The organism is Roseovarius sp. JB2-10 (genome assembly GCF_055693585.1).
The window spans coordinates 2,001,522-2,015,836 of record NZ_CM146337.1 but is presented as its reverse complement, the minus strand read 5'-3'; the positions used below and the strand labels follow the sequence as shown (position 1 = coordinate 2,015,836).

Below are 14,315 nucleotides of genomic sequence, written 5' to 3'. Positions count from 1 at the left end.
TAAGCTAACCCAAACACAGATCAAATCAATTGTTTTAGTTACATGTCGAAAAACCACCCTGAAAAATCAGATAGATAGGCAATCTTTTGCCCATTAAATATCATGAGACCACAGCCCGCCCAAGTGGTCAACTGAGCGTTAGTTTACAGCGTTTTTCGTAAAAACCGGGTGGCAAATCCCGGCAAATCAAAGGGCGGTTTTTTCGGGTCAAAAACTGCACGGTCCAGTTGTCCCAACAATGCGCTGCGGATCTGGCTTTTGCCATCACGCCCCACCATAGCCACCGCAAGCTTTCGCACGATGGCCGGATCACCGCGCCATGCATGCCAACGCAATCGCCATGCCAGCGGATCGAGGGCGGGCCGGCGCGCCAAGGCGGCGGCACCGACAAATCTCCATCCTGAAAGGGCCAGAACCAGCCCGCCCAGAAAGGTGATCACCCCGATCAGTGCAACAGGCCAACCAGGTAGCGTGGACGGAGGTTTCTGGACTGTTGTCTCTGGGTCCGCGACCTTGGGCACAACGTCCCCATACGCAATGCGTTGCGCTGTGATGGTCACATCGCGGGCTTCGCGGTGGAACGTGTCGAAGTATGAAAATGAAAGCGGTTCCACAATCGTTGAGACATCGTTGGATGGGCGGATGGTCCAGCGCCAGAAGGCATAGGTGACAGGCCCCTCTGGCGTCAGTTCAACAAGGCGCTTTTCCGGGTGTGGAAAGATCATTGCCGAGGGAGATGTAAGCTCGGGCATTGGCGGGATCATTTCGGGCGTAACCCCAAGCGCTTCCAACCGTACGACCCGCAAGACCCCTTCGCCGGGGGTGAGTTGATCAGGCGCATTTGACCATTGATCCGACACTTTCAGACTGCGCACCGGAAACCACCACCCGTTCGTTTCAGGTGCTGCGGTCACCTCAAAGCTGATCGGTTCGGACGTGATTTGGTGATCGAACCAGTCATCGCCTTCATCGGTCAGGGTCAGATTGTGGGTAAATGCACCGATGGTCAGCGTGCCCGCGCGATCCGGATAAACGGCCATGCGCCGCGTAAACACCTTGACCTTTTGCCCCGCCAGTCGTTCCTCTGACCATGTATCGGGGCCCAACTGCGCCCAACTGAACCCTTCGAAATCCGGCTGCATCAAGGTTTCGCGCGTAATGTGGCGCCGGTAGACGCCCCGAATGTTCACCAATATCATTTCACGCACAAATGGTAGCGCTTCGGTTTCTTCCACGCTGACGCTGATTTCAAGCTCGTGGGGTAACACGGTGCGCGATTGCGCGGCGGCAAATGCCGGAAAGACAACCAAAACCAGTAGCGCAAGCCCCCTCATTGCGGATCCTCCGGTGGCATTGGAGACAATCCGGCCTTGACCCGTCGTTTATATTCCTGCGCGATACGCGCGGCCATATATTCACCGGGCACGTCACCCAGCTGGCGCAGCCACCGCTCATCTGCGACCATGAATTTATCATCGAAAATGCGCCGCACGCCGAGCCGCCCGCGGCTGTCCAGCTCTGCCAGACCCAGCATGGTATTGGCGTTGGTCACTTCGCTGCCTGAGCCCGCCGCCCGTGCATCGCCGCGCGCAATGAAGCTTTCGGCCTCAGGGCCCGATTTGCGCTCGGGAAACAAACCCAACGCCTCCGGGTCAATTCCAAGGCCTGCATAAAAAGCGGCAACAACATCGAAATTCGCCTGGGCATCCGGATGCCCTTGCGCGATGGCCAGATCATACGCCTCCAACGCTGCTGCATAGCGCCGGGACTGGACATGCGCATTGCCTGCGTTGAACGGATCAGATGCGGCATTGAATGCCTCGGCCGCTGCATCAAATTTGCCCGCGCGGTAAAGCGCCACACCGCGCCAATCCGGCGGATCAAACAGGCCATGTGCGATGCCCGGAAGCCCCAAGGCCAACGCCATCCGTCCCAATGGGGCAGACCCGCCCAGGGTCACCGTCAGGACCAACGAAACCGCAGCAATCAATGCGAGAATTCTCATGCGACCTCCTGACGGAACAGGAACAGGATCGGGATGAGGGTCAACACCAAGAGATACCGGCCAAAATCATGCCAGAACAAGAGCGGATAGTCCTGGCGTTCAAGGCGCGTTCGCGCGTCCTGTGACAACCATTGGCCAAGGGCATCGGTCTGGTCGAGCGTAAAGACTTTGCCGCCCCCAAGACTTGCATGGGTAGAAAAAACTGGTTCAGGGAGGTTTAACGAGACAAGAGACAGTCGTGCGCCGGTCTTTGTGATGCTTTCGACAGCCTGCAAGGTTTCGGGGCCAAGCCCGGCGCCATCGGTGAACAAAATCACATCGCCGGCAATCACGTCGGCATTGGTCAACAAGTCCGCTGCCAACGCGAGAGCACGCGCTGGACGGGATCCCGGATCAGGTACGGTATTTTCATCAATCAGCGAAAACGTTTGACCCAGTTGCAGATGATCACGGGTCATATCCGTCGCAACATAGGCATCACCGCCAAAAACGATCAATCCGCCAGGGCGGGTTTGCAGCGCTGCAAGGCCAAAGCGCCCCATGGTCAGCATTGCAGGCCAGCGCGCATCCTGCGTGACACTGGACGAGGTATCGACCACAAAAAGCACCCCATCAAGGTTCCGAAACGACAGCGTGTCACGTCGCTCAAGCGCTGGGCCCGAGAGGGCCACAATGCTCAATCCCGCCGCCAAAAGGATACTCATGATGGCCCGGCGTCCGGTTTGTGGATCAATTCGGCCAAGGGCCGCCATTGCCTGCATCAATGCCGGGTCAGATGCCTTGTGCCAATCACCCAGCCCGCCGCGACGCGCGAGGAGCCACCAACCCAGAACGCCAACACCCGGTAACGCCAAGAGCCACAGGGGCCGAAGCAACGTGATGTCGAGCCCGCTCACGCGTGATCCCTCCAGGCAAGGCCCAAGCATAACACTACGGCGATGCCAACGGGCCACGGCCAATAATCACGGTAGACCTCGGCGGCTAGGCCATCACTTTCCGTGGCTTCCAACCGGTCCAGAGCCTGCGTGACGGCCACGAGATCATCTGTTGTTTTGACGCGAAAGCTTTCTCCGCGGGAAATTTTCGAAATCGCCTGCAGGGTTGCGGCATCAACGACGCCGCGTTCTCCGCGTTCGGCGGTGGCGAGATCTTTGGGACCAAGCGCGATGGTATGCACCCGAACGCCCATATTGGCCGCCAGTTCTGCCACGCCACGCGGATTTGTGGCGCCTGCATTGTTGACCCCATCCGAGAGCAGGATAACGACGCGGGTCTCGGCCGTGCTGTCGGCCATTCGTTTGAGCGCGAGGCCCAGACCGTCGGATATATTCGTGGCCCGGCCCGAAACACCGATAACGGCCTCCTCGATCCGGCGTGCGACCGCTTCAGTATCAAAGGTGAAGGGGGCGGCAAAATAGGCCTCTGACCCGAACACGATCAATGCGACGCGGTCCCCGCCCCGGCGCCGTGCAAAATCCGATCCGACCGTGGTCACAGCCTCCAGGCGGGTCACTTGCCGGTCGTCGAGGTAAAAATCGTCGCGCACCATCGAGCCGGACAAATCCAGCACAATCGCCAGATCGCGGCCTGAGACCTTGAGGGCAGGCACAGGGGCCAAGTCGCGTGGCCCCGCAAGTGCCAGCAGGATCAGACCCCAGATCGACCACACCATCACGTTGCGCCATGGCAACCGTGCGCCCTTTGCCGTTCTGTGCCCTGCGTCCAGCAGCGCGTCTCCGATACGATCGGGAACGCGCAGGGCGCTGCCCGCCAAGGCGACGGGCCCCAGGAGCCGCATCACCAAAAGCGGCAATGGTAAAAGAAGCAGAAAAATCGGATCAGCAAACTCAAGCAAGGCGGGCGACCTCCGCCTCCAGCTGCGCCAAGTTCGGCCCACCATTCGGTTGATAAAGGCCTTTCGCGGCTTTTGCATACTCGTCCGGCGACAGCTCGCGCAGCAGATGCAGCAATGCGACCCGGCGTTCCGGGGGCGGCAACGCTGTCAGTGCGGCCAAGCGATCGGCCGGCGTCTGTGCGGTCTGTCTTGTGCGTTTGCGGCTGAGCAATCGCAGCACCCCTGCCACGCTCAGCGCCAAAAGCGCGGCCACACCGATTGTCAAAAAGACATCGGCCCAGACTGCTCCGGGGGACGCTGGTGGCAGGCGAATGTCGATCAGGGAGGCCCGCATCGCCGCTTCACTCAGGGCTCCCTCGCTCATAACCGCTGCCCAGCTGGAAAATGTGTGGTTAAGCGGCGTGCCATCTGTTCGCGGGTATCGCCGGCATCCAAGACCAGTGCGGGTCGACCGGCGATCTGTTCCTGATCCGGTAACCCATCTAGCGATGAGGCCCCCAAATGCAGGCGGACCCGGCGCCCATCCTCCAGTCGAATGGGATAACGACCCTTGGGAAGATGTACGGCGGTGGCCTCAGTGACATGCAAAAGCTGCGGATGGCGTCGACGCGCCAGCGCATCCAGACGGTCGGCCAACCCATCGCCGGGCGTATCGAAGCCCGACGCGATGACCAATTCTGCGCCGGATGGAACCAACCTCTCAACGCGCACCAAAGCCTGATCAAGTGGCGTTTCGTCGACGGGCCCGGCCTTGATGGCATCCATGGCGGCGGCGTGGGCGTGCACCAATCCACCGATGACGTCCAGCATCCCGCGTGACCGGCCCCGGGGTGCAACGATCACCGGTGCCGTCGGTGTGATGGCCAGCAGGCCCACGCGTCCACCGCCCTCAACCACGTTCCAGCCGATCATCGTCAGAATTTCCGCCGCTGCGACCGAGCGGAACACGCGTCGCAACCCCCAGAACATCGAGGGCCGGAAATCTGCGATCAGCAGGCAAATCCGATCCCGCTCCTGCTGGAATTGGCGGACATGCAGACGCCCCGTGCGAGCGGTGGTGCCACGGTCCAAATGCCGCATGTCGTCGCCCGCCACGTATTCGCGCATATCGGCCACTTCCAACCCATGGCCCTTGCGGTGCGTTGAATAGCCACCCGGCAGCGCCGCCAGCAAAGGGTCTTTACCGGCCGCAAGGATAATGCGGCGCAGCGCAATCAGATCGTCCGCCCCCAGCATGACGCCAGGTTTCTGAAGCGCAGCCGTCACAGCGCCTCGACATCGTTCAGAATGTCAGCCACCACGTCCCGGGGTCGGCGGCCTTCGGCCACGGCGCGCCAGGACAACACCATGCGGTGCGATAAGGCATCCGCGGCCAGTGTGGCAACATCCTCGGGCACCGCGAAATCACGGCCATGCAGATAGGCCCGGGCCTTGGCCGCTGCGGCCAGCGCCAGCGACCCGCGTGGTGACACGGCGTGTTCAATATCATCCGACCGCGCCCCTTCACGCGTGGCGGTTACCAGCCGCACAATGTAGTCGCGCAACTCCGGCGCAAGATGCACTGCCCGCGCCGCGGCCTGCGCCTCGGCAAGCGTCTCAAGGCTCATACGTTCCGGGGCCACGATGCCCATCTGGCTCTCCGTTTCAACCAGATCGAGAATTTCGCGCTCAGTTCTGATATCCGGCAGATGTAACACAACATGCAGCAAAAAACGGTCCAATTGGGCTTCGGGCAGAGGAAACGTACCATCGTGCTCAATCGGATTTTGCGTCGCGACAACCAGAAAGGGCTTGGGCAGCACATGGGTGTCGTTGCCAGCGGTCACCTGATGCTCAGCCATTGCCTCAAGCAGCGCGGATTGAACCTTGGGCGGGGCGCGGTTGATCTCATCTACAAGGACCAGATTGTTGAAAATCGGCCCGGGCACAAATTCGAAACTGCCATCTTTGGGATGATAGACCGGTGTCCCGGTCAGGTCAGAGGGCATCAGATCGGGGGTGCATTGAATACGGGCGAAACTCCCGTCGACGGCGCTTGCCAGCCATTTGACCGCGCGGGTCTTGGCAAGGCCCGGCGGCCCTTCCACCAACATGTGGCCACCGGCAAGAAGGGCGATCAACAACCGTTCTATCAGGTCCTGGTGTCCCACAAGCCCTTGGGACAGATGCGTTTTCAGAGCGCCCATGATCGGCGGTAATTCGTCCGGTCTTGCATCCATGTTTTGTCACTCCTGCTTCGCAGGCTAGTGGAAGTCGCCCGGCGCGCAAATACCCCCTAAGGTATCATACCACGGGGTTTTGATCGATCAGGCGCAGGAAGGATCAAGGATCGAGGCAAAGCGCGGATCAGCCATCGTCCGCTGCGCCAGTGACAGCAAACCGTCAAATTCGTTCTCGATATATTTGATGAACATTGGTTCAACTGTCTGATCGACCGGCGCCTGTGCGACCGCATGCATCATGAAGACGTCAAAGGCGCATAAGCCACCCGGATTGGACCCCAAAAGGGCGCGCATATAGGCCTGCGACCCCCAGGGCAGACGCTGAAGATTGAGCGGCGTTTCCTGAAGCTTGGATAAAAATCCGGCATTGCGATCGAATTGCAGGATGTCCATGCCAAAGGTGAAAGACTGAAACAGTTCTTCAATCAAAATCGATTTATAGAAACTGGCCTCCATGCGGCCGGGCCGTTCAAACGCTGATTGTTTGACCATGATATGCGTACCCTGTCCGCGCCGGCCAAAAAAGGTCTGCGCCATGGCGGGCGAAGTGGCCGCGTAGACCCGCCCCTGCGGCAGGCCAAGTTGGTAGGTGTCATTCATCCAGCGCAAGTCGGCCGACAGGGCTTTGTTGGGCGGATAACCAGAGTAGAGGCGCAGGATCACCGTGCGGCCCGCGCCACATCCGCGCGCCTCGGGGCCCGCGTAGCGCATTGGTAGCGGTTTGCCGAAGCTGTGATGCGCCAGCGCACGAAAGGCGTTCAGGATATCAAGCGAATGCGGGTGCGGACGCTCTCCCACAAGGCACAGCGACGCGCCCGCCAGATCGCGCCCATTGATATGCACCGGTATCGACAGATCGCGTCCGATCATCGTCGTCCGCAATTCGTAATTCCACCCACGCTCGGCCAAATCCAGATAGGCTTTCTTGTCAGCCTGGGCGGTGACCACGGAACACATCGCGATCGCGAGGGCCATTAATACTAAGCGCATAAACCTCTCCTGTTCTTCGGGAAGGTAGTTCGAAGGATGCGCTGCGTCCACATGACATTGCATTTGCCGCAAGCACGATTGCGATTTTCTGGTGATCTACCTCCCCACTGCATAGGCCTGCTGACCGCGCGGGCTGGCGGCCGCAAAAAGCTGCCCTTCGGGCGAGATGGCGGAGGCGCAAAGCCAACCTTCTGACCATGCATCTGCCTCAGTGACGTCGTGACCCCGCGCGCGCAAACCATCGATGACCGACTTTCCGGCGCGGCTCTCAATCGACATTTTACCCCGCTCGGCCTGTCGTGGAAAAAAGGAGTTGGGCCAATGGGTTGAACTGAAGCCCGGCGCATCAATTGCCTGTTGCAAACTCTGCCCGAACATCAAATGCCGGATCAAAAAGGCCAGTTGCCATTGGTCTTGTTTATCGCCACCCGGGGTGCCACACGCCATGTAAGGCGACGCATCTGAGTTCAGAACCAGGGTTGGCGTCAATGTTGTCCGCGGACGCTTGCCGGGCTGCAATGCATCAGGTGCCGCCGGATCGAGGCGCATCATTTGCAATCTTGTGCCCAAACAGACGCCCAATTCGGGAATGACCGGGGACGATTCCATCCAGCCGCCCGAGGGCGTGGCGCTGACCATATTCCCCCACTGATCGACCACGTTGATGTGACATGTATCGCCATTGACCAACCCCGCAACGGCGTCGCGCGTCTGGCTCTTCGAGGTCGGCTCACCAATGCCAGCGGCCACCAGTGCCTCATGGTCAACCTGCATGGCGTTTGCAGCCTCATAATCCACATCATAGCCGAAGCCGGGCACCGCGCCGGGCCGCCACGACAGGTCCGCCTGATCCCCGATCAACGCCGCACGGGCTTGCGCGTAATCGGTGCTCAGGAGTGTCGCCAATGGCACATCGAGGAACGCGGGATCACCATAAAACGTCTCGCGATCTGCGTAGCTCAGTTTCATGATTTCGATGAGGTTATGGTAAAACGCTTCCGACCCGGGCGGGATGTCCGAAAGCCCAACAGCCTCTGCCAACGCCAGCCCTTGCAGCAACACAGGCCCCTGCCCCCACGTGCCGGTTTTGCAGATCGTTTTGCCACAAAACTCCGTGCTGATCGGCGCCTCGTATTGTGCCGACCAGTTGGCGATATCATCGCCGCTGATCAACCCGCCGTTTTCTTGCCCGGTGATGTCCAGATGGCGGGTCGTCTGACTGAACTGGTGAATGGCATCTGCTACAAACCCGGTTTTCCAGACATCCCGTGCAGCAGCGATTTGCGCCACCCGGTCCGCGTGACCCGCCGTGGCTTCGGTCACAATACGGCGGTACATCCGGGCAAGCGCCGCGTTGCGCAAAACGGAACCGGGCCGGGGTAAAGACCCGTTTTCAAGATATATTGCTGCATTTTCAGGCCATGCCTTGGTGAACCAGCCCTGCAATTGGGCGATGGATTTCATCAATCGTGGCACCAGCGGCACACCATTTTCAGCATAGCCAATCGCGGGGGCCAGAATGGTTTCCAACGGCAACGTGCCATGGTCCTGCACCATCAGCATCCACGCATCAAACGCCCCCGGGATTGCAGCAGCCAATAGCCCCGTGCCGGGAATTTGGTCGAGGCCCAAGGTTGTGAAATGTTCGATGGTTGCGGCAGCCGGCACAGTCCCTTGGCCACAGATGACGCGCGTTTGCCCGGATCCGGCCGCATGAAACAGGATCGGGACCTCGCCAAGGGGGCCATTGAGATGGGGCTCGGCAACCTGCAAAACAAATCCCGCAGCGGCGGCCGCATCAAACGCGTTGCCACCCAGTTCCAACATCCTGAGCGCCGTCTGGCTGGCCAACCAATGTGTCGAGGCTGCCATTCCGAAATGGCCGGAGAGGTCCGGTCTGGTGGTGAATTCAGAGCTCACAAAACATCCTGACGGTTCGGCGGAAATACGTGCTGAAAAACTTACGCATTGATCGCGGTAGAAAGCAAATACCACGGGGTAGGCCCGCGTCATCAGGCACAAGGATTTGCAGTTTTCCGATGCCTGACGCAGAGTTATCCCGGATTTGAGCAGATGGAATGTCACATGTCGGAAAGAACTGGGCCGGAAGGGAACGCTGACCGTCGCCTGTGGCCTGAGGAACTGAGCGAACCTCTCCAGACCTATCAGGCCCGGCTCAAACTAATCCAAACCGATCTTGCCGCCCGCAAGCTAGATGGCGCGCTGATCTTCGATCCTGAAAACATGTTCTGGCTCACCGGATATCAGACCATCGGTTACTTCACGTTTCAGGCGATGTTCGTACCGGCATCCGGGTTACCCTTGATCATCACACGGGTCGTCAATCGGGACATGGCGCTGGCTCTGCCCACTATTGGCGATGTGGCGGCCATCCTGGACACTGAAGATCATGGCGCGCGGTTGATCGACGTCTTGCACCGGTTGAACCTGAAATCCATAGGCCTTGAGACCCGCTCCAGACATCTCAACGTGCAGGATTATCGGCGATTGATCGACACGGGCCATAACTTTGTGGACTGGGATGGCGTGATCGAGGCCGAGCGCATGATCAAGACGCCCTCACAGATCGACAAGATGCGGCAGGCGGCGCGCGCGGTCGAGGCTGGCATGTCGGCAGCACTGGGCACCATTGCACCTGGGCGCACGGATAACGACGTTGCGGCAGCACTCTATCAGGGGTCCATCGCGGCAGGCAGTGAGTATATCGGCCATCCCCCAATGGTCGTCAGTGGCGCGCGCAGTGCGCTGTGCTTTGCACTTTGGCGCCGAAAGCTGATCGAACGCGGGGATGTGGTGTTGCTCGAAGGGGCCGCCGCGATTGACCGATATCACGTGATGATGTCCCGCTCCGCTGTGGTCGGCCAGCCGACAGACGCCCACAAAGCCGCTGCCCAGGCGTTGATCGGGATTTTGGAGACGGCGGTGGAGATCATCAAACCCGGTGAAACAGCGGGAGAAATTGATCGTCGCTGCCGGGAGGGGATCGCGAAGCTGGGGCTTGGGGCGTATTTCAAAAGCCGCGTTGCCTACGGCATCGGCATTGGCTTTCCGCCGAATTGGGCCGAGGGGCATATTTATGCCATTCGCCCGGATGATCCCTTGATATTACGGGAAAATATGACGTTCCATGTGATACCGACCGTGTTTCAGCAGGAGTTCGGCATAGCCATCAGTGACAGTGTTCGCGTGACCGAAAATGGCTGCGAAGTCTTGACGGAATTCCCGCGCGATTTGGTTGTCGTGGACTGAACGCGTACCGGTGGACCCACCAAGAAAAATGGTTCCTTAGCTGATTTGGTCACCCTAAAGACTGCCGGGAAAAAGGACGGATCAGAGCAAATCGCGCGGGGTTTTCCCGGCGAAAAAGGCATCCAGATTGTCGAGGGCGCGAAACCCCATGGCGTCGCGTGTTTGCACCGTCGCACTACCGATATGCGGGAGCATGAACACGTTTTCGTGCTGTGCAAAGGCCGGGTTTCCACCAGGTTCTGTGACGAAACAATCCAGACCAGCGGCAGAAACCTTGCCTGCTTCCAGCGCACCGATGAGAGCGTCCTCGTCAATCAGCGCCCCGCGCGCCGTGTTCACCACAACGGCGCCGTCCGGCAACATCGCAAACCGGTCGGCATTCATCAGCCCTGTGGTTTCGGGGGTGGCGGGGCAGTGCAACGACAAAAAATCCGCGACGTTCAAAAGCGCGTCAATCGTTTCGCAGAAGGTCGCCCCCTGCTCTTGGTCGGGGGGCAAACGGGTACGGTTGTAATAATGGATTTCCATGCCGAAACCGCGCGCCTTTTGCGCAAAAGCGCGACCCACCCGGCCCATCCCGATGATCCCAAGACGTGCGCCAGTCACTTGCTTGCCCACCATAAAACTAGGGGACCAGACATCCCATGCACCGGTGCGCACCAGCCTGTCGCCTTCCACGGCGCGCCGCGCGGCACCCAACATCAACAGCATGGCAATCTCAGCGGTGGCGTCCGACAGAACATCGGGCGTGTTTGTCACAGTGATCCCGCGGGCTTTGAGCGCGGGCAAATCACAATGATCGACCCCAACGGAATGATTGGCGATGATCTTGAGCCGCGGGTCCAGCCGCGCGGCGACCTCAGCGGTAAAGAGCTCGGAATGGCAGGGGATCACGCCATCCACCTTGGCGCTCATCGCAACGATATCCTCAGCGTTGCTGAGCCCATCTTCCCAATTGATCACACAGTCGTAATCCGCCTCGGCCCGCGCCAGCGTTGCATCAGACAGGCGGCGGGGAATCCACAGAACCGGGCGCGACATTTATTCGCCTTTCTTGACGGCTTCTTCCCAGAAATCGTAGAGCGCCATGCCGATCACAATGATGGCGATGACCATGAAGGGCAACCCCCCGGAGAACCCGGCAAACCCGGTGGAGATCGAGTGTGCAAGGCCAATGACGAAGGTCATCATCAATGCCGTGCCCAGGGCCGCAACGATTATCGTGGTGGTTCGGGACATACGTGTTCCTTTCCTATTCCTCTTCGGCCAGCGCGCGTTGCACCCAAGCGGCGGTGCGCATTAGCCTGTCGTCTTCTTCGACCCCGCCGATCAACTGCACACCAACCGGCAGGTCATTCTCGCCCACCAACAGCGGCAGGGTCAAGGCGGGTAATCCGGCCAGACTTGCCATACGGCAAAAGACGGGGTCGCCCGTTCCCTCACTCAACGGAGGGGCCTCTCCGGTGGCACTCGGGGCCAGAATGGCGTCGAAATCGTTAAAGTGCTTTTCAAAAAACGCGATGGCCGATGCCCGCACAGACATCGCATCTTCGTATTGGTCCCGACTGATCGCCTGCCCACGTTTGACAACGGGTTGGAGTGTCGGGCTGAGCTGATCCCAGTGGTTTTCAATCACTTCCGTCAAATGCTGGCAGAACTGGTATTCATGGATGGTGATATGCACCTCAACCAAATCCGCAAGCGTGTCTGAAACCGGCAGGCGCGTGACTTGGGCACCAAGCGCATCGATCACCGCCTCCATTCCCTCGCGGGCATCGGCATTCAGGCGGTCATGAAACGGAAACTCGAACCAAGCTATGTCTGGTTCAATTGGTGCGTCGCTGCCAGCGCCCTTTTGCATGTTGGGCCGGGGCCGCGCCAGACTTGCGGGGTCGGTTGGATCAAACGAGCCGACCACATCGCACAAGAGCGCGGCATCATCCAATGTGCGACCAAACGTGCCCAGATGATCAAGCATTTCGGAGGTTTGCAACGCGCCGCTCCGCGAGATCACGCCGCGCGTGGGTTTGATGCCGTAGATACCACAATACGAAGCCGGTCGGATTACCGATCCGCCGGTTTGCGATCCGATCGCCAACGGCACCTGATACGCGGCGACCGCAGCGGCCGACCCGCTGGATGATCCGCCGGGACTGCGGCTTGGATCAAACGGGTTTGTGGTATCCGTCGGATGTACAAACGCCATTTCCGTGGTTTTGGTCTTGCCCATGATCACCGCACCGGCTTCCCGCAGGCGATTTACGATGGTGGCATCCGCGTCGGGTTTGCGCCCGGCGAAAATTGGCGAGCCGCGTTCCGTGGGCAAAAAGCGTGTGTCGATGATATCTTTCAGCCCGACAGGCACGCCGTGCAGCGCACCGGTCGCCTTGCCCGACTTTCGGATGCGGTCCATTTCACGCGCCTGCACCAACGCCAGATCCGAATCCAGATGCGCCCAGGCCTTGAGAGTGCCATCTGTCTCGGCGATCCGCTCAAGACAGGACTGCACGAGGTCGGCAGACGACAGGCGCCCGCCCAGAATGGCCGCAACTGCATCAACGGCCGACAGCTTGTAAAGGTCGCCCTTCATCAGGGGATGTATTCGCCAAAGAGGTAATCAGGGAACCACAGCGCAATGCCCGGGAACCGGTACATGAGCACCATACAGAGGATCACAATACCAAGGTAAGGCATCAGGCCCCGGAAGATTTCCATCAGCTCGATTTTGTTCTTCAAGACCCCCTTCAGATAATAGGCCGACATGGCCATGGGCGGGGTCAGGAAAGAGGTCTGAAGGTTCAGCGCCACCAGCATCGCGAAGAAGTACGGATTTACCCCGAAGGTATCGAGCATCGGCAGGAAGATCGGCACGAAGATGATCAGGATTTCAGACCATTCAAGCGGCCAGCCCAGCAGGAAGATGATGAGCTGCGCCAATACCAGGAACTGCCAGGGCTCCAGGTTCATTGCGAGGAACCAGTGTTCGATCACATCGTGGCCACCGAGGAAACTGAAGACCGACGCGAAGGTCCACGAACCGACGAAAAGCCAGCAGACCATCGCCGTGGCCTTGGCCGTCAGGAACACGCTTTCCTTGATCTTTTGCCAGGTCAGTGAGCGGTAGATCGCGGCCAGCACCAGACCCCCAAGCGCGCCCATCGCCGCGGCCTCGGCCGGGGTGGCGAGACCGCCAAGGATCGAGCCCAGAACCAACATGATCAGCACGGTTAGCGGCACGAAGCTGATCAGGAGATCGAGGTAAATCTTGGAGGGCGGCGGGATGTCTTTTTCCTGGGGTTTCGGAGCGATGGACGGATTGAAATAAACGCGGATCATCACGTAGACGATATACATGCCCGCCAGAAGCAGCCCCGGGAAAACCGCCGCCGCATAGAGACGCAATGGCGACAGTTCGGCAATGGCCGCGTAAACGATCAGCATGATCGACGGCGGGATCAGGATGCCGAGTGTGCCGCCCGCGCAGATCACACCCGACGCGAAGCTTTTGTTGTAGTTGGCGTTGGCCATTGCCGGATAGGCCAAGAGGCCCATCAGCGTCACCACGGCACCCACGATACCGGATGCGGTTGAGAAAACGGCGCAGGTCAGGAGGGCGGCAATCGCCAGCGATCCCGGAAGATTGCGCGCGGCCATGTAGAGCGAGAAAAACAGCCTGTCGACAATGTTGGCGCGTTCTACCACGTATCCCATGAAGAGGAACAGCGGGATCGCAACCAGCGTGTCGTTTTCCATCACCGAATAGGTATTCTGGTTCAGCAGATAGAAGATATTGTTGTCAAAGATGCCCGAGAAACTGTCCGGCGCGCCTTGGTAGTAGGCGTAGTAGCCGAAGCCCACGCCCATCGCGAGCAGGGTGAAGGCAATCGGAAAGCCCAGCAACACCAGAACGATGAAGAGGCTCAGCATCATAATTGCGACTTGGGGGTCCGTCATTGGATGTCTCTTTTCGCTT

General features: G+C 59.5%; 14 protein-coding genes. 1 reads left to right on the top strand and 13 read right to left on the bottom strand.

Annotated features, from left to right (window positions below; all coding sequences use genetic code 11):
- Nucleotides 1-143 precede the first annotated feature (143 nt).
- The 9 genes from ACZ1HJ_RS10085 to ACZ1HJ_RS10045 all read right to left on the bottom strand — a co-directional run bounded on the left by ACZ1HJ_RS10085 (nt 144) and on the right by ACZ1HJ_RS10045 (nt 8,992).
- Nucleotides 144-1,334 carry a hypothetical protein gene (locus ACZ1HJ_RS10085; protein ID WP_472718543.1) on the bottom strand — a complete coding sequence of 397 codons (1,191 nt, stop codon included), beginning with the start codon at nt 1,332-1,334 and terminating at the stop codon, nt 144-146.
- Entirely contained in the window at nt 1,331-2,005 is a 675-nt protein-coding gene (locus ACZ1HJ_RS10080; protein ID WP_472718542.1) for a hypothetical protein, read from the bottom strand. Before ACZ1HJ_RS10080 ends, ACZ1HJ_RS10085 begins: the two co-directional genes overlap by 4 nt.
- Nucleotides 2,002-2,901 (bottom strand): VWA domain-containing protein, encoded by a 900-nt coding sequence (locus tag ACZ1HJ_RS10075; RefSeq protein ID WP_472718541.1) that lies wholly within the window; start codon nt 2,899-2,901, stop codon nt 2,002-2,004. The genes ACZ1HJ_RS10080 and ACZ1HJ_RS10075 overlap by 4 nt, the downstream gene beginning before the upstream one ends.
- Complete coding sequence (locus ACZ1HJ_RS10070; RefSeq protein WP_472718540.1) at nt 2,898-3,860, bottom strand: VWA domain-containing protein; 963 nt, start codon at nt 3,858-3,860, stop codon at nt 2,898-2,900. Before ACZ1HJ_RS10070 ends, ACZ1HJ_RS10075 begins: the two co-directional genes overlap by 4 nt.
- Entirely contained in the window at nt 3,853-4,224 is a 372-nt protein-coding gene (locus ACZ1HJ_RS10065; protein ID WP_472718539.1) for a hypothetical protein, read from the bottom strand. Before ACZ1HJ_RS10065 ends, ACZ1HJ_RS10070 begins: the two co-directional genes overlap by 8 nt.
- Entirely contained in the window at nt 4,221-5,126 is a 906-nt protein-coding gene (locus ACZ1HJ_RS10060) for a DUF58 domain-containing protein (RefSeq protein ID WP_472718538.1), read from the bottom strand. Before ACZ1HJ_RS10060 ends, ACZ1HJ_RS10065 begins: the two co-directional genes overlap by 4 nt.
- Nucleotides 5,123-6,079, bottom strand: coding sequence for an AAA family ATPase (locus ACZ1HJ_RS10055; protein ID WP_472718537.1), 957 nt, complete (start codon nt 6,077-6,079; stop codon nt 5,123-5,125). Before ACZ1HJ_RS10055 ends, ACZ1HJ_RS10060 begins: the two co-directional genes overlap by 4 nt.
- An 87-nt stretch (nt 6,080-6,166) precedes the next feature.
- The gene (locus ACZ1HJ_RS10050; protein WP_472718536.1) at nt 6,167-7,072 is read right to left on the bottom strand and encodes a hypothetical protein; all 906 of its coding nucleotides are present in this window, start codon (nt 7,070-7,072) and stop codon (nt 6,167-6,169) included.
- 96 nt (nt 7,073-7,168) lie between these two features.
- On the bottom strand, nt 7,169-8,992 hold the full coding sequence (locus tag ACZ1HJ_RS10045) for a gamma-glutamyltransferase family protein (protein WP_472718535.1): 1,824 nt from the start codon (nt 8,990-8,992) through the stop codon (nt 7,169-7,171).
- Nucleotides 8,993-9,157: 165 nt separating this feature from the next.
- On the opposite strand from ACZ1HJ_RS10045, the gene ACZ1HJ_RS10040 reads away from it, so the two are divergent.
- The gene (locus tag ACZ1HJ_RS10040; RefSeq protein WP_472718534.1) at nt 9,158-10,342 is read left to right on the top strand and encodes a M24 family metallopeptidase; all 1,185 of its coding nucleotides are present in this window, start codon (nt 9,158-9,160) and stop codon (nt 10,340-10,342) included.
- An 81-nt stretch (nt 10,343-10,423) separates the two neighbouring features.
- Here the strand turns inward: ACZ1HJ_RS10040 and ACZ1HJ_RS10035 are convergent, their stop codons facing one another.
- The 4 genes from ACZ1HJ_RS10035 to ACZ1HJ_RS10020 are packed head-to-tail and all read right to left on the bottom strand — an operon-like array spanning nt 10,424 to nt 14,296.
- Nucleotides 10,424-11,383, bottom strand: a complete 960-nt coding sequence (locus ACZ1HJ_RS10035; RefSeq protein ID WP_472718533.1) for a 2-hydroxyacid dehydrogenase — start codon at nt 11,381-11,383, stop codon at nt 10,424-10,426.
- Entirely contained in the window at nt 11,384-11,581 is a 198-nt protein-coding gene (locus ACZ1HJ_RS10030) for a hypothetical protein (protein ID WP_472718532.1), read from the bottom strand.
- A gap of 13 nt (nt 11,582-11,594) precedes the next feature.
- Complete coding sequence (locus ACZ1HJ_RS10025; RefSeq protein ID WP_472718531.1) at nt 11,595-12,932, bottom strand: amidase; 1,338 nt, start codon at nt 12,930-12,932, stop codon at nt 11,595-11,597.
- A complete protein-coding gene (locus ACZ1HJ_RS10020) occupies nt 12,932-14,296 on the bottom strand; it encodes a TRAP transporter large permease (protein WP_472718530.1) in 1,365 nt (454 codons plus the stop codon). The genes ACZ1HJ_RS10025 and ACZ1HJ_RS10020 overlap by 1 nt, the downstream gene beginning before the upstream one ends.
- Nucleotides 14,297-14,315: the final 19 nt, after the last annotated feature.